The organism is Geobacillus sp. (assembly GCF_017515625.1).
Lineage (GTDB): Bacteria > Bacillota > Bacilli > Bacillales > Anoxybacillaceae > Geobacillus > Geobacillus stearothermophilus.
This window is the reverse complement of record NZ_JAFWFM010000073.1, coordinates 1-14,768: the sequence shown is the minus strand read 5'-3', so window position 1 is coordinate 14,768 and position 14,768 is coordinate 1. Positions and strand designations below refer to the sequence as shown.

Here is a 14,768-nt window from a genome sequence, read left to right as displayed (position 1 = left end):
TGCTGGGAAACCCAATCGTGTCGAGACTTCGACTCCATTTCGAATGTTCACCTATTAGGTGAAGAACCCCGAGTGCAATATTTTGTTGATTGATCCAGTTTTCTTGGCAGCTTTGAACGCGTCTTTATCACGGATTCAGGCTATAGATAGTCTCCCTTGTTTCGGTAGCCCTTGCAATTTTTCGTCATACATTGTATAGTAAAAGCAAGGTCAAATATAGTCAAAGTCAACAAGATGGCGGTGATGCTTCTTCCCAAGGAATGCCCGTTTATTATTGGGCAGGGAGCAGCTTGGTTGTGAGGAAGGTGGGAGGTAGAGTGCCAAACATTTCCGACATTATCGAGCAATATTTGAAGCAAGTACTCAATATGAGCGACCAAGACATCGTTGAAATTAAACGAAGTGAAATTGCTAATAAATTCCGATGTGTTCCCTCGCAAATCAACTATGTCATCAACACGAGATTCACGCTCGAGCGCGGATATATTGTTGAAAGCAAGCGCGGTGGCGGCGGCTATATCCGCATTATGAAAGTAAAGACGAAAAGCGAGGCGCAGCTGATTGACCAGTTGCTCGAGCTGATCGACCACCGCATCAGCCAGTCGAGCGCCGAAGATGTGATAAAACGACTTATGGAAGAAAAGGTGATTTCGGAGCGGGAAGCGAAAATGATGTTGAGCGTGATGGATCGCTCCGTTTTATATATCGATTTGCCCGAGCGGGATGAACTGCGGGCGCGCATGTTAAAGGCGATGCTGACGTCGCTAAAGTATAAGTAGGGGAGGGGAAGGCATTGATTTGCCAAGAATGCAAGCAACGCCCGGCGACGATGCATTTTACGAAAATAGTCAACGGGGAAAAAACGGAATTTCACCTTTGCGAGCAATGCGCCAAAGAACATGGTCATACGTTTATGCTCTATGGCCATGACGACTTTCCGCTCAACAATTTGTTAGCGGGGCTTCTCAACTTTCAAGCTCCGATGAAAGAAGTGACGGCCAATGCGTTCCCGAATCCGGATTTGCTTCAATGCGAGACGTGCCAAATGACATACCACCAGTTTACGCAAATTGGGCGGTTCGGTTGCGCCGACTGCTATCGGACGTTTGTCCGTTACCTTCCGCCGATTTTAAAACGGCTTCATAGCGGAAATACTGCTCATTCAGGGAAAATTCCGAAGCGAAAAGGCGGCGTCCTCCATTTGCGGAAGCAGCTGGCCACGTTGAAACAAAAGCTTCAGGAATTAGTTGCCCGCGAGGAATTTGAGCGGGCGGCCGAGGTGCGCGACCAGATTCGTTCGTTAGAGGACGAACTTCGCCGACGTGGAGAGGGGGAGATGTAGCGGTATGTCATTTGGAAAGTTTTTCAACACAGCGGTCAGCGCTTGGATGAGCCAGGAGGGGCCGAATTCGGACATCGTGTTGAGCAGCCGCATCCGGCTGGCGCGCAATATTGTTGATTTTCGTTTCCCAACGCTGTTTAGCAGCGAAGAGGCGAAACAAATCGTTGCCTTGTTTGAGCGCGCGTTCGTCCATCGTCCGTATGGGGAAGCGGGACGGTTTGAACTGTTGAAAATGTCGGAGCTTCAACCGATTGAAAAACGGGTATTGGTGGAAAAGCACTTAATCAGCCCGCATTTGGCTGAAGATTCGCCGTTTGGCGCCTGCCTGCTTTCGGAAAATGAGGAAATCAGCATTATGATCAACGAGGAAGACCATATCCGCATTCAGTGTCTGTTTCCAGGGCTTCAGCTTGCCGAGGCGCTTGAGGCGGCGAGCGAGTTGGATGATTGGATTGAAGGGCATGTCAACTATGCGTTCGATGAACGGCTTGGTTACTTAACGAGCTGTCCGACGAACGTCGGAACGGGGTTGCGGGCGTCGGTGATGATGCATCTTCCGGCGCTGGTGCTGACGCAGCAGATCAACCGCATCATCCCTGCCATCAACCAGTTGGGACTCGTCGTCCGCGGCACGTACGGGGAAGGAAGTGAGGCTTTAGGGAACATTTTCCAAATTTCGAACCAAATTACGCTCGGAAAATCAGAAGAAGATATTGTCGCTGATTTGCATACGATCGTTGAGCAGCTCATCGCCCAAGAAAGGGCGGCTCGCCAGGCATTAGTGAAAACGTTGGGCATACAATTAGAAGACAAGGTATTCCGTTCATACGGCATATTGGCCAACTGCCGCGTCATCGATTCGAAGGAGGCGGCGCAATGCCTGTCGGATGTGCGTTTAGGGATCGATTTAGGATATATCAAAAACGTCTCGCGCAACATTTTAAATGAGCTGATGATTTTGACGCAGCCAGGATTTTTGCAACAATATGCCGGAGGGGTGCTTCGCCCTGAGGAACGGGATGTCCGCCGGGCGGCGTTGATTCGGGAACGCTTAAGGATGGAAACACGAAGAAAGATGGAGGGTGATGAACGATGATGTTTGGCAGATTTACGGAACGGGCGCAAAAAGTGCTGGCGTTGGCGCAAGAGGAAGCCATCCGCCTCGGCCATAACAATATCGGAACCGAACATATTTTGCTTGGGCTGATCCGTGAGGGGGAAGGAATCGCTGCTAAAGCGCTCATGGCGCTTGGACTTGACCCGGATAAAATCCAAAAAGAAGTCGAATCGCTCATCGGCCGCGGCAATGAAGTGTCCCATACGCTCCATTACACGCCGCGGGCGAAAAAAGTGATCGAGCTGTCAATGGACGAAGCGAGGAAACTTGGCCATTCGTATGTCGGCACGGAGCATATTTTGCTTGGCTTGATCCGCGAGGGGGAAGGCGTGGCCGCTCGCGTGCTGAACAACCTCGGGGTGAGCTTGAACAAGGCGCGCCAACAAGTGTTGCAACTGCTCGGCAGCAATGAATCGGTATCGGGCCACGGCGGTGGGGGGGCTTCGCATGTAAGCACGCCGACGCTTGACAGCCTTGCCCGCGATTTGACGGCGATTGCCCGCGAAGGGCGGCTTGATCCGGTCATCGGCCGCAGCAAAGAAATTCAGCGTGTTATTGAAGTGTTGAGCCGACGGACAAAAAACAACCCGGTGCTCATCGGTGAACCGGGGGTTGGAAAAACAGCGATCGCGGAAGGATTGGCCCAGCAAATCGTCAACAACGAAGTGCCGGAAACGCTGCGCGACAAACGGGTCATGACGCTCGATATGGGGACGGTCGTCGCCGGGACGAAATACCGCGGCGAATTTGAAGACCGGCTGAAAAAAGTGATGGACGAAATTCGCCAGGCGGGCAATATCATTTTGTTCATCGATGAACTCCATACGTTAATCGGCGCTGGCGGAGCCGAAGGGGCCATCGACGCGTCGAACATTTTAAAGCCGGCCTTGGCGCGTGGAGAATTGCAATGTATCGGTGCGACAACGCTTGATGAATACCGCAAATCCATTGAGAAAGATGCTGCGCTCGAGCGCCGCTTCCAGCCGATTCACGTCGATGAGCCGACAGTTGAAGAGTCGATTCAAATTTTAAAAGGGCTGCGCGACCGGTATGAAGCGCATCATCGCGTCTCGATTTCCGATGAGGCGATCATTCAGGCAGTCAAACTTTCCGACCGGTATATTACCGACCGGTTCCTGCCGGATAAAGCGATCGACTTGATTGATGAAGCTTGCTCGAAAGTGCGTCTCCGTTCGTTCACGGCGCCGCCGAAACTGAAAGAACTGGAGCAAAAGCTTGAAGAAGTGCGAAAAGAGAAAGATGCGGCCGTGCAAAGCCAAGAATTTGAAAAAGCGGCGTCGCTGCGTGATATGGAGCAGCGGCTGCGTGAAGAGCTTGAAGAAACGAAACGTGCGTGGAAAGAAAAACAAGGCCAAGAAAATTTGGAAGTGACGGTCGAAGACATTGCCGCGGTCGTCTCGAGTTGGACCGGGATTCCGGTATCGAAGCTGGCCGAGACGGAAACCGAGCGGCTGTTGAAACTGGAAGAAATTTTGCATTCGCGCGTCGTCGGCCAAGACGAGGCGGTCAAAGCGGTGGCCAAAGCGGTGCGCCGCGCCCGGGCTGGCCTCAAAGACCCGAAACGCCCGATCGGTTCGTTCATTTTCCTCGGCCCGACCGGCGTCGGGAAAACGGAATTGGCCCGTGCATTGGCCGAGGCAATGTTTGGAGATGAAGATGCCCTCATTCGCATCGATATGTCCGAGTATATGGAAAAACACTCGACATCGCGGCTCATCGGTTCGCCGCCGGGGTATGTCGGCTACGAAGAAGGCGGTCAGCTGACCGAAAAAGTGCGTCGCAAGCCATACTCGGTCGTTCTGTTGGATGAGATGGAAAAAGCGCATCCGGACGTGTTTAACATCTTGCTGCAGGTGCTCGAAGACGGGCGGTTGACTGACTCGAAAGGGCGGACGGTTGACTTCCGCAACACGATCATCATTATGACATCGAACGTCGGCGCGGATGCTTTGAAGCGGAACAAGTATGTCGGCTTTAACATCCAGGATGGAAACCAGCAATACAAAGACATGAAAAGCAAGGTCATGGATGAGCTGAAAAAAGCGTTCCGTCCGGAGTTTTTGAACCGGATCGATGAAATTATCGTCTTCCATTCGCTTGAAAAAGACCATCTAAAACAAATTGTCCGTCTGATGGCTGATACGCTGGTGAAACGGCTGAAAGAGCAAGATATTGACCTTGAATTGACGGAGGCGGCGATTGAGAAAATCGCTGCTGAAGGTTTCGATCCGGAATACGGGGCTCGCCCGTTGCGCCGCGCTTTGCAAAAACATATTGAAGACCGTTTGTCCGAAGAACTGTTAAAAGGCACGATCGCCAAAGGACAAAAAGTCGTCGTTGATGTGAAAGATGGGGAATTTGTCGTATTGGCAAAACAGGCCGTGATGTGATGAAAAAAGGTATGCGGCACGATGCTGCCCATACCTTTTTTCCATATGGAACACAAGAGAGAAAGGGTTAGTTCAATGGCGAAAAAGAAGACGAAATTTGTTTGCCAAGAGTGCGGATACGAATCGGCGAAGTGGCTCGGCCGCTGCCCGGGATGCCAAACGTGGAACTCATTCGTCGAGGAAATCGAGCCGGTCAGAACCGCTGTGCGTGGGGCATTTCTCCATTCGGAGCCGTCCGGGTCCGCTAAACCGGTTCCGATTACTGCCGTTGCCGCGGTGCAAGAGCCGCGCATCGAAACGAACAGTGCAGAGTTCAATCGCGTGCTCGGTGGGGGGATCGTCAAAGGGTCGCTCGTCTTAATCGGCGGCGACCCCGGCATCGGCAAGTCGACGCTGTTGCTGCAGGCCTCAGCGCAACTGGCGGCTAGGCATACAGTGTTGTATGTATCGGGCGAGGAATCCGTCAAACAGGTAAAACTGCGCGCTGGGCGCCTTCGCGCCGAGTCCGATCATCTGTATGTGTTAGCGGAGGCGAATTTGGAATATATTGTATCAGCGATTGAAACGATTCAGCCCTCCTGTGTCGTGATTGATTCAATCCAGACGGTGTACCGGACGGATATTACGTCAGCGCCGGGCAGTGTCGCCCAAGTGCGCGAGTGCACCGCTGAGTTGATGAAAATCGCCAAAACAAAAGGCGTCGCCATTTTTATCGTCGGCCATGTGACGAAAGAAGGGGCGATCGCCGGGCCGCGCATTCTCGAGCATATGGTCGATACCGTCCTTTATTTTGAGGGGGAGCGGCATCATACGTACCGCATTTTGCGGGCGGTGAAAAACCGCTTCGGTTCGACGAATGAAATCGGTATTTTTGAAATGCGCGACATCGGGCTGCGGGAAGTGGAAAATCCGTCCGAAGTGTTTTTGGAAGAGCGATCGCACGGGGCGGCGGGTTCGACGGTGGTGGCGGCCATGGAAGGGACGCGCCCGGTTCTGGTGGAAATTCAAGCGCTCGTTTCGCCGACAAGCTTCGGCAACCCGAGGCGGATGGCGACCGGCCTCGATCATAACCGCGTGTCGTTGCTTATGGCCGTATTGGAAAAGCGGGTCGGGCTGCTGTTGCAAAACCAAGATGCCTATTTGAAGGTGGCGGGCGGAGTGAAGCTTGATGAGCCGGCCATTGACCTAGCCATCGCCGTCAGCATCGCCTCAAGCTTTCGCGATCGGCCGACCAATCCGGCCGACGTCATTATCGGTGAAGTCGGGTTGACCGGGGAAGTGCGGCGTGTCTCCCGCATTGAACAGCGTGTGCAAGAGGCTGTCAAACTAGGTTTTTCCCGTGTCATTGTACCGAAAAACAATTTGGCAGGGTGGCAGCCGCCGGCAAGCGTTCAGGTGATCGGCGTTTCCCATGTGGCCGAGGCGCTCGAGCACACGATGATTTGAACGCTTTCTTCGGGGGAACGGGCAAATAGGAAACGGCTGGGGGCGTTCGCTAAAGCATCCTCTTGCTCCGCCCCGATCATGTTTTGCATGAAATGACCGAACTTTTTGTTTCGAACAACGTAAATATATATAGGGGGGCAACGTCCTTCCGCTGTGCACGGGCGTCCAGCGCGAATTGTTACAAGCGGATGTCGAATGTTCAAAAATGGTTAAAAATTGGGTTTCGGTTGGTTTCAAACATTGGAAACTGTTTATAATGTTAGATAGGGAGGTGAAGATGAGCCGATGGTCAAACGTGTCGTACAACTATTTTTTCTCGCCGTAGGCGGAACGCTGGGCGCCATGTTTTTGCCTGATTTGCTTGCGCTGTTGAATGTAAGCGACATGCCGCTCATCCATAATTCCTATACGTTGGCGGTGTTGGGCGCTGTTCTTTTCTTTTTGTTGACGTTTTGGCTTGTGGATTATGTTGTGGACATGGTGCGCTGGGTCGAGGAAACATTGGTAAGGGCGCCTGCTGCTGACGTGCTGTTTGGCAGCCTCGGGCTGATTTTTGGTCTTATTATTGCGTTTTTGGTCGTCATGCCGCTGCAATCGTTTCGAATTCAAGTGTTGAACACGGTGCTGCCGATTTTTTTGACGATCTTGCTTGGCTATTTAGGGTTTCGTGTCGGCTTAAAGAAACGGAATGAGCTGATGAACTTATTTTCTCTTTCCAATCGAATGACAAAGAAAAAAGGCGGAGAAACCGAGAACGAGGCGCCGAAAGGTGGAGCGGTGAAAATTTTGGACACAAGCGTCATCATCGATGGGCGGATCGCGGACATTTGCCAAACCGGGTTTTTGGAAGGCCCGCTTGTCATTCCCCGTTTTGTGTTAGAGGAGCTCCAGCATATCGCCGACTCCTCCGATGTGCTGAAGCGAAACCGCGGCCGCCGCGGCTTGGATATTTTAAACCGCATTCAAAAAGAGATGGCGATGAAGGTGGAAATTCATGAGGCCGACTTCAGCGATGTGCAAGAAGTCGACAGCAAGCTCGTCAAACTAGCCAAACAGCTTCAAGGCGTCGTCGTCACAAACGATTTCAACTTGAACAAAGTGTGTGAGCTACAAAACGTGCGCGTCCTTAATATCAACGATTTGGCTAATGCCGTCAAGCCGATCGTCCTGCCGGGCGAGGAGCTGAATGTGCATGTCATTAAGGACGGAAAGGAACATAACCAGGGCGTTGCTTACTTGGATGACGGAACGATGATTGTTGTCGAAGACGGCAAAGAATATATCGGCAAACGGGTTGACGTCCTAGTCACCAGCGTGTTACAAACATCTGCGGGGAGAATGATTTTTGCCAAGCTGAAGCTGTTGCAAAAAGCGCTGTAAACAGAACAGGGGAAACGTCCAATGAACTACGAAGCGATTGTCTTGGCGGCCGGACAAGGAAAGAGGATGAACGCCGGTATGAATAAGCAGTTTATTGAACTAGGTGGCGAACCGCTCATCGTCCGGACGCTGAAGGTGTTCGACCGCGATGAACGGTGCGCCCGCGTCGTGCTTGTCGTGAATCAGGCGGAGCGAAGCCGCTTTGAGCAACTTGTCGTTCGTTTTCGTATCAAAAAAGTGGCAGCGTTCGCTGAGGGCGGCGAGGAGCGGCAACATAGCGTCTATAACGGGCTGCAGGCGTTAGAGGGACGGGGCATTGTCCTGATCCACGACGGCGCCCGCCCGTTTATTCACGTCCGCCATTTGCATGAGCTGGCGGATGCAGCCGCCCGATACGGGGCAGCGGTCCCGGCTGTGCGGGTGAAAGACACAATCAAAAAAGTGGACGGTTTGTTTGTCGAACAGACGATTGATCGTTCCAGCTTGTGGGCGGTGCAGACGCCACAAGCTTTTCGTCTGTCTTTGATCGCCGAGGCGCATGAGGCTGCGAAACGGGAAGGCTATCTTGGCACGGACGACGCCAGCCTCGTCGAGCGGCTCGGCAAGCCGGTGAAAATTGTAGAAGGGGACTACCGCAACATTAAACTGACGACTCCGGAAGACATTTTGTTTGCCGAGGCGATTTTAGCGAGCCGCGTCGCAGAGTAAACGGAGGTGAAGACATGTTTCGCATCGGACAAGGGTTTGACGTTCACCAGCTCGTTGAAGGGCGTCCGCTTATCATTGGCGGCGTACATATTCCGCATGAGAAAGGGCTGCTCGGCCATTCGGATGCCGATGTGCTGCTCCACGCGGTGGCGGACGCGTGCCTTGGAGCGATTGGCGCCGGCGATATCGGACGGCATTTTCCTGATGATGACCCGCGCTATAAAGACGCGGACTCAACCGAATTGTTGGCGCACGTATGGACGCTCGTCCGGAAGGAAGGGTATGCATTGGTGAACGCCGACTGTACGATTATCGCTCAAAAGCCGAAAATGGCTCCGTACATTGAGGAGATGAAAGCCGTGATCGCCCGCCTGCTTGAAGCCGAGCGCACACAAGTGAACGTCAAGGCGACGACAACGGAAAAACTCGGGTTCACCGGGCGCGGGGAAGGCATTGCCGCCCAAGCGGTCGTGTTGCTTAAAAAGAGCGGGGAGTAAGGCGCAACCGTTAGGCGCCGAATGGGGCGAGCCGTCCGTTTTGAACTTTGCCGCGATAAACGGTACAATAAGGGTACAAGTTTGGATGAAAGTGGAGGGTTGGACGATGGCAAAAGATGTGCGCGTGCGCTATGCGCCGAGCCCGACCGGCCATTTGCATATCGGAGGGGCGCGGACCGCGCTGTTTAACTATTTGTTTGCTCGCCATCACGGCGGAAAAATGATCGTCCGCATCGAGGATACGGATATCGAACGGAACGTGGAAGGCGGCGAACAGTCGCAGCTCGAAAACTTACAATGGCTCGGCATCGATTATGACGAGTCCGTTGATAAAGATGGCGGCTATGGGCCGTACCGCCAGACGGAGCGGCTTGATATATACCGGAAGTATGTGGACGAACTGCTCGAGCAAGGACATGCGTACAAATGTTTTTGCACGCCGGAAGAGCTTGAGCGGGAGCGGGAGGAGCAGCGTGCGGCCGGCATCGCCGCTCCGCAATACAGCGGCAAGTGCCGCCGTTTGACGCCGGAACAGGTCGCGGAACTTGAGGCGCAAGGCAAGCCGTATACGATCCGCCTCAAGGTGCCGGAAGGGAAAACATACGAAGTCGACGATCTGGTGCGCGGCAAAGTGACGTTTGAATCGAAAGATATCGGCGATTGGGTCATTGTGAAGGCGAACGGTATTCCGACGTACAACTTTGCCGTCGTCATCGACGACCACCTTATGGAGATCAGCCATGTGTTCCGCGGTGAGGAGCATTTGTCCAACACGCCGAAGCAGCTGATGGTGTATGAATATTTTGGCTGGGAGCCGCCGCAGTTTGCCCATTTGACGTTGATTGTCAACGAACAGCGGAAAAAGTTGTCCAAGCGCGATGAGTCAATCATTCAGTTCGTGTCGCAATACAAAGAGCTCGGCTATTTGCCGGAAGCGATGTTCAACTTTTTCGCCCTCTTAGGCTGGTCGCCGGAAGGGGAGGAAGAAATTTTTTCGAAAGACGAGCTCATCCGCATCTTCGACGTTTCGCGGCTGTCAAAGTCGCCGTCGATGTTTGACACGAAAAAGCTGACATGGATGAACAATCAATACATCAAAAAACTCGATTTGGACCGGCTCGTCGAATTGGCTTTGCCGCATTTGGTGAAAGCCGGGCGCTTGCCGGCGGACATGAGCGACGAACAGCGGCAGTGGGCGCGCGATTTAATCGCACTGTATCAAGAGCAAATGAGCTACGGGGCGGAGATTGTTCCGTTGTCCGAGTTGTTCTTTAAGGAAGAAGTCGAATACGAAGATGAGGCGCGCCAAGTGCTCGCCGAAGAACAAGTGCCCGACGTGCTTTCGGCCTTTTTGGCCCATGTGCGGGACCTCGACCCGTTTACAGCCGACGAAATTAAAGCGGCGATTAAGGCGGTGCAAAAGGCGACCGGACAAAAAGGGAAAAAGCTGTTTATGCCAATTCGCGCCGCGGTGACCGGGCAAACGCACGGGCCGGAGCTTCCGTTTGCCATTCAGCTGCTCGGCAAACAAAAAGTAATCGAGCGGCTCGAGCGGGCGCTGCAAGAAAAATTTTAGCGGAATAGGTGTGCACGTTTGCGTAGTGCGTGTGGTATAATAATACAAAGTTTATCGGTTGAACAAGCGCATAGTGAAAAAGCGTTGACGAGGAGAAGTAGGAAACGCCGTCATCCCAGAGAGAGTCGCCTTGGCTGGAAGCGGCTTATGCCCGGCGTTATCCGAAATGCGCCTCGGAGTCTCCTTTCGAACCGGAACAGAGACGTTCTGCAGTAGAGAGGAGCGGAGCCTCTCCGTTATCGGACTCGAGTGAGTGAAACGGCGTTTTCCCGTTTCGCTAAACAGAGTGGAACCGCGCCAAAAGCGTCTCTGTGTCTTCGGCACAGGGACGCTTTTTTATTCAAAACAACTTAGAGGGATGGAGGGAGGACATGATGTTTAAAACGTTAAAAGAGGATATTGAGGTCATTTTTGAGCAAGACCCGGCGGCAAGAAGCTACCTGGAAGTCATTTTAACGTACTCCGGTCTGCATGCCATTTGGGCGCATCGGATCGCTCATGCGCTTTACAAACGGAAATTTTACTTTCTTGCCCGGTTGATTTCGCAAATCAGCCGCTTTTTCACCGGCATTGAAATTCATCCGGGCGCCAAAATCGGCCGCCGCTTTTTCATCGACCACGGCATGGGTGTGGTGATCGGCGAAACGTGCGAAATCGGCGACAATGTCACGGTCTATCAAGGGGTCACATTAGGAGGGACAGGGAAAGAAAAAGGGAAGCGGCACCCGACGATCAAAGACAACTGTTTGATCGCTGCCGGCGCGAAAGTGCTCGGGTCGATTACGATCGGCGAAAACTCGAAAATTGGCGCCGGGTCGGTCGTGTTAAAAGACGTGCCGCCCAACTCAACCGTCGTTGGCATTCCGGGCCGCGTGGTTGTGCGTGATGGAGTGAAAGTGAAAAAAGATTTGAACCACACCGACCTGCCAGATCCGATCGCTGACCGGTTCCGGGAGCTTGAAGAGGAGATCGTCCGGCTGAAAAGCGAGTTGGAGGCATTGAAACAGCAAGAAAGGAAGAGCGAGTATGAGCAGCATCCGGCTTTATAATACGTTGACGCGAAAAAAGGAACCGTTTGAGCCGCTTGAGCCCAACAAGGTCAAAATGTATGTATGCGGTCCTACCGTTTACAACTATATCCATATCGGGAACGCCCGGGCCGCCATCGTCTTTGACACGATCCGCCGCTATTTGGAGTTCCGCGGCTACGACGTGACGTACGTATCCAATTTTACCGATGTCGACGACAAACTGATTAAGGCGGCCCGCGAGCTTGGCGAAAGCGTTCCGGCGATTGCCGAGCGGTTTATCGAGGCGTATTTTGAAGACATTCAGGCGCTTGGCTGCAAAAAGGCGGACATCCACCCGCGCGTGACAGAAAATATCGGGACGATTATCGAATTCATCCAAGCGCTCATCGACAAGGGGTATGCGTACGAGGTGGATGGCGACGTCTACTACCGGACGCGCAAGTTTCCCGGTTACGGCAAGCTGTCGCACCAATCGATCGATGAATTGCAGGCTGGAGCGCGCATCGAAGTCGGCGAGAAAAAAGACGACCCGCTCGATTTCGCCCTTTGGAAAGCGGCGAAAGAAGGAGAGATTTGTTGGGACAGTCCATGGGGGAAAGGGCGGCCGGGTTGGCATATCGAATGCTCGGCGATGGCGCGCAAATATTTAGGCGATACGATCGATATCCACGCCGGCGGCCAAGATTTGACGTTCCCGCACCATGAAAACGAAATCGCCCAGTCAGAGGCTTTGACCGGCAAACCGTTTGCGAAATATTGGCTGCACAACGGGTATTTAAATATTAACAACGAAAAAATGTCGAAGTCGCTCGGCAACTTCGTGCTCGTCCACGATATCATCCGGCAGATTGACCCGCAAGTGCTGCGCTTCTTTATGTTGTCGGTGCACTATCGCCATCCGATCAACTACAGCGAAGAGCTGCTCGAGAGCGCCCGGCGCGGGCTCGAACGCTTAAGGACGGCATATGGCAACTTGCAGCACCGGCTCGGAGCGAGCACGAATTTAACCGACGACGATGACAAATGGCTGTCGCGCATCGCTGCGGTCCGCGAATCGTTCATCCGCGAAATGGACGACGATTTCAACACGGCGAACGGCATTGCGGTTCTATTTGAGCTGGCGAAACAAGCGAACTTGTATTTGCAGGAAAAGACGACATCGGAAACCGTTATTGGCGCCTTTTTGCGTGAATTTGAACAGTTGATGGACGTGCTTGGCCTCGATCCAAAGCCAAAGCAAGAAGAGCTGCTTGATGAGGAAATCGAGGCGCTGATCCAACAGCGCAACGAAGCGCGGAAAAACCGCGATTTCGCGCTGGCTGACCGCATTCGCGACGAGTTGAAGGCCAAAAACATTATTTTGGAAGATACGCCTCAAGGGACAAGATGGAAACGGGGATCATAAGCAATGGCGCAGTTTGAGACCGTTCATGATGTCAAACAATTAAATGGCTTGGCGCTCGCCTATATTGGCGATGCGGTTTATGAAGTGTACGTGCGCCGCCACTTGCTGGCGATGGGCAGCGTACGGCCGCACGAGCTGCATCGGCGGGCGATCCGCTACGTGTCGGCCCGGGCGCAAGCAAGAGTCATTTTAACCTTGCTTGATGAAGGCGTGTTGACGGAAGAGGAGCAAGCCATCGTCCGCCGCGGCCGCAACGCGAAATCAGGCACGATTCCGAAAAATACGGATGTGCAGACATACCGGCACAGCACCGCGTTCGAAGCGTTGATCGGCTATCATTTTTTACAGGACAACGGCCGGCGGGTCGACGAGTTAATCGGCCGTTCATTTGCGATTATTGAAAGGGAAGAAAGGGCGTTGGAATGATGGATTACATTATCGGCAGAAACCCGGTCATCGAGGCGCTCAAATCCGGGCGCGACATCAATAAAATCTGGATCGCGGAAGGAGCGCAGCGCCACGCCGTCGAGCCTGTCTTCGAATGGGCGAAGCGGCGGGGCGTGCTCGTCCAATATGTTCCGAAGCGCAAGCTTGACCAAATGGTTGACGGGGTGCACCAAGGGGTGATCGCCCAGGCGGCCGCATACCGCTATTACGAGGTCGACGATTTGTTTGCCCGCGCCGCCCGACGGGAAGAAGCGCCGTTTTTCCTCATTTTGGACGAAATCGAAGACCCGCATAACTTGGGCGCCATTATGCGCACCGCAGATGCGGTCGGAGCGCACGGGCTCATCATCCCGAAACGGCGGTCGGTGGGGTTGACGCCGACCGTAGCGAAGGCGTCAACCGGAGCGATCGAGCACGTTCCGGTCGCGCGCGTGACGAACTTGGCGCGGACGATCGACGAGCTGAAAGAGCGGGGCGTTTGGGTGGCTGGCACCGATGCAGACGCCAAAGATGACTACCGCTTCCTTGACGGCACGATGCCGTTGGCGCTGGTCATCGGCAGCGAGGGAAAAGGCATCAGCCGGTTAGTGCGGGAAAAGTGTGATTTCTTGTTTCGGCTGCCGATGCGGGGGCACGTCACTTCGCTCAACGCTTCTGTCGCCGCCAGTTTGCTCATGTACGAGGTGTACCGAAAGCGGTATCCGCTAGGGGAATAGCCGATGAACGTTTTAATTGTCGACGGTTACAACATCATCGGGGCATGGCCGGCGCTGCGCCGGCTGAAAGAGGAAGGCGATCTGGCAGCGGCAAGGGATTTGTTGATTGACAAACTGGCCGATTACAAAGGGTTCACCGGGGATCACGTCGTGGTCGTGTTTGACGCCCATCTCGTGCAGGGAAACGAGAAAAAGTATAAAAACTACGATATCGATGTCATTTTTACAAAGGAAAATGAGACAGCGGACGAACGGATTGAGCGGTTGGCGAAAACGCTCATCAACGCGCGCACCAAAGTGTATGTCGCGACATCGGATTATACGGAACAATGGACGGTGTTCGGTCAAGGCGCCTTGCGCAAATCGGCGCGCGAACTTCTGCACGAAATCGAAGAGGTGGAGCGGGATATTTCAAAAAAGTTGCAGTCAATGAAGCAGCATACACCGACCTTGAAAGTGCCGCTCAATGACATAGTTGCAGAAATTTTTGAAAAATGGCGGAGAGGGCAAAAATGAGCGGTTGACGCTGTAAAAATTTGCACTGTATAATAAATCCTGAATCCGTGATAAAGACGCGTTCAAAGCTGCCAAGAAAACTGGATCAATCAACAAAATATTGCACTCGGGGTTCTTCACCTAATAGGTGAACATTCGAAATGGAGTCGAAGTCTCGACACGATTGGGTTTCCCAG

At 53.2% G+C, this 14,768-nt stretch carries 14 protein-coding genes and 1 other annotated feature; all 14 genes read left to right on the top strand.

Annotated elements, in window-relative coordinates:
• The first annotated feature begins 317 nt into the window (after positions 1–317).
• The 14 genes from ctsR (at position 318) to IKE44_RS04615 (ending at position 14,592) form a co-directional block, all read left to right on the top strand.
• On the top strand, positions 318–779 hold the full coding sequence (gene ctsR / locus IKE44_RS04680) for a transcriptional regulator CtsR (protein WP_033017268.1): 462 nt from the start codon (positions 318–320) through the stop codon (positions 777–779).
• A gap of 14 nt (positions 780–793) precedes the next feature.
• Positions 794–1,342 (top strand): protein-arginine kinase activator protein McsA, encoded by a 549-nt coding sequence (gene mcsA / locus IKE44_RS04675; protein ID WP_287465156.1) that lies wholly within the window; start codon positions 794–796, stop codon positions 1,340–1,342.
• Between the two features lie 4 nt (positions 1,343–1,346).
• Positions 1,347–2,438, top strand: coding sequence for a protein-arginine kinase McsB (mcsB, locus tag IKE44_RS04670; protein WP_033017267.1), 1,092 nt, complete (start codon positions 1,347–1,349; stop codon positions 2,436–2,438).
• Positions 2,435–4,870, top strand: coding sequence for an ATP-dependent protease ATP-binding subunit ClpC (clpC, locus tag IKE44_RS04665; protein ID WP_287465153.1), 2,436 nt, complete (start codon positions 2,435–2,437; stop codon positions 4,868–4,870). Before mcsB ends, clpC begins: the two co-directional genes overlap by 4 nt.
• A 75-nt stretch (positions 4,871–4,945) precedes the next feature.
• Positions 4,946–6,316 (top strand): DNA repair protein RadA, encoded by a 1,371-nt coding sequence (gene radA, locus IKE44_RS04660; protein WP_049624212.1) that lies wholly within the window; start codon positions 4,946–4,948, stop codon positions 6,314–6,316.
• Positions 6,317–6,601: 285 nt separating this feature from the next.
• On the top strand, positions 6,602–7,696 hold the full coding sequence (locus IKE44_RS04655) for a PIN/TRAM domain-containing protein (protein WP_049624211.1): 1,095 nt from the start codon (positions 6,602–6,604) through the stop codon (positions 7,694–7,696).
• 21 nt (positions 7,697–7,717) lie between these two features.
• Positions 7,718–8,404 carry a 2-C-methyl-D-erythritol 4-phosphate cytidylyltransferase gene (gene ispD / locus IKE44_RS04650; protein WP_121649982.1) on the top strand — a complete coding sequence of 229 codons (687 nt, stop codon included), beginning with the start codon at positions 7,718–7,720 and terminating at the stop codon, positions 8,402–8,404.
• 14 nt (positions 8,405–8,418) lie between these two features.
• Positions 8,419–8,901, top strand: a complete 483-nt coding sequence (ispF, locus tag IKE44_RS04645; RefSeq protein WP_033008623.1) for a 2-C-methyl-D-erythritol 2,4-cyclodiphosphate synthase — start codon at positions 8,419–8,421, stop codon at positions 8,899–8,901.
• A 106-nt stretch (positions 8,902–9,007) separates the two neighbouring features.
• Positions 9,008–10,477, top strand: a complete 1,470-nt coding sequence (gene gltX / locus IKE44_RS04640) for a glutamate--tRNA ligase (RefSeq protein ID WP_033008710.1) — start codon at positions 9,008–9,010, stop codon at positions 10,475–10,477.
• A gap of 75 nt (positions 10,478–10,552) precedes the next feature.
• Positions 10,553–10,791 (top strand) — a binding site (T-box leader).
• Complete coding sequence (gene cysE / locus IKE44_RS04635) at positions 10,789–11,526, top strand: serine O-acetyltransferase (protein WP_080706580.1); 738 nt, start codon at positions 10,789–10,791, stop codon at positions 11,524–11,526. It overlaps the preceding feature by 3 nt.
• Positions 11,504–12,913, top strand: coding sequence for a cysteine--tRNA ligase (cysS, locus tag IKE44_RS04630; RefSeq protein WP_033017262.1), 1,410 nt, complete (start codon positions 11,504–11,506; stop codon positions 12,911–12,913). The genes cysE and cysS overlap by 23 nt, the downstream gene beginning before the upstream one ends.
• A 3-nt stretch (positions 12,914–12,916) precedes the next feature.
• Positions 12,917–13,339, top strand: a complete 423-nt coding sequence (locus IKE44_RS04625) for a Mini-ribonuclease 3 (RefSeq protein ID WP_033017259.1) — start codon at positions 12,917–12,919, stop codon at positions 13,337–13,339.
• Positions 13,339–14,076, top strand: coding sequence for a 23S rRNA (guanosine(2251)-2'-O)-methyltransferase RlmB (rlmB, locus tag IKE44_RS04620; RefSeq protein ID WP_064213560.1), 738 nt, complete (start codon positions 13,339–13,341; stop codon positions 14,074–14,076). The genes IKE44_RS04625 and rlmB overlap by 1 nt, the downstream gene beginning before the upstream one ends.
• A gap of 3 nt (positions 14,077–14,079) precedes the next feature.
• Complete coding sequence (locus tag IKE44_RS04615; RefSeq protein WP_064213561.1) at positions 14,080–14,592, top strand: NYN domain-containing protein; 513 nt, start codon at positions 14,080–14,082, stop codon at positions 14,590–14,592.
• Positions 14,593–14,768 lie beyond the last annotated feature (176 nt).

What these genes read in the sequence shown, in the direction of transcription:
- ispD (WP_121649982.1), top strand. Translation starts at nt 7,718, where the DNA reads ATGAACTACGAAGCGATTGTCTTGGCGGCCGGACAAGGAAAGAGGATG.
- IKE44_RS04615 (WP_064213561.1), top strand. Translation starts at nt 14,080, where the DNA reads ATGAACGTTTTAATTGTCGACGGTTACAACATCATCGGGGCATGGCCG.
- gltX (WP_033008710.1), top strand. Translation starts at nt 9,008, where the DNA reads ATGGCAAAAGATGTGCGCGTGCGCTATGCGCCGAGCCCGACCGGCCAT.
- ispF (WP_033008623.1), top strand. Translation starts at nt 8,419, where the DNA reads ATGTTTCGCATCGGACAAGGGTTTGACGTTCACCAGCTCGTTGAAGGG.
- cysS (WP_033017262.1), top strand. Translation starts at nt 11,504, where the DNA reads ATGAGCAGCATCCGGCTTTATAATACGTTGACGCGAAAAAAGGAACCG.
- clpC (WP_287465153.1), top strand. Translation starts at nt 2,435, where the DNA reads ATGATGTTTGGCAGATTTACGGAACGGGCGCAAAAAGTGCTGGCGTTG.
- rlmB (WP_064213560.1), top strand. Translation starts at nt 13,339, where the DNA reads ATGGATTACATTATCGGCAGAAACCCGGTCATCGAGGCGCTCAAATCC.
- mcsB (WP_033017267.1), top strand. Translation starts at nt 1,347, where the DNA reads ATGTCATTTGGAAAGTTTTTCAACACAGCGGTCAGCGCTTGGATGAGC.
- IKE44_RS04625 (WP_033017259.1), top strand. Translation starts at nt 12,917, where the DNA reads ATGGCGCAGTTTGAGACCGTTCATGATGTCAAACAATTAAATGGCTTG.
- IKE44_RS04655 (WP_049624211.1), top strand. Translation starts at nt 6,602, where the DNA reads ATGGTCAAACGTGTCGTACAACTATTTTTTCTCGCCGTAGGCGGAACG.
- radA (WP_049624212.1), top strand. Translation starts at nt 4,946, where the DNA reads ATGGCGAAAAAGAAGACGAAATTTGTTTGCCAAGAGTGCGGATACGAA.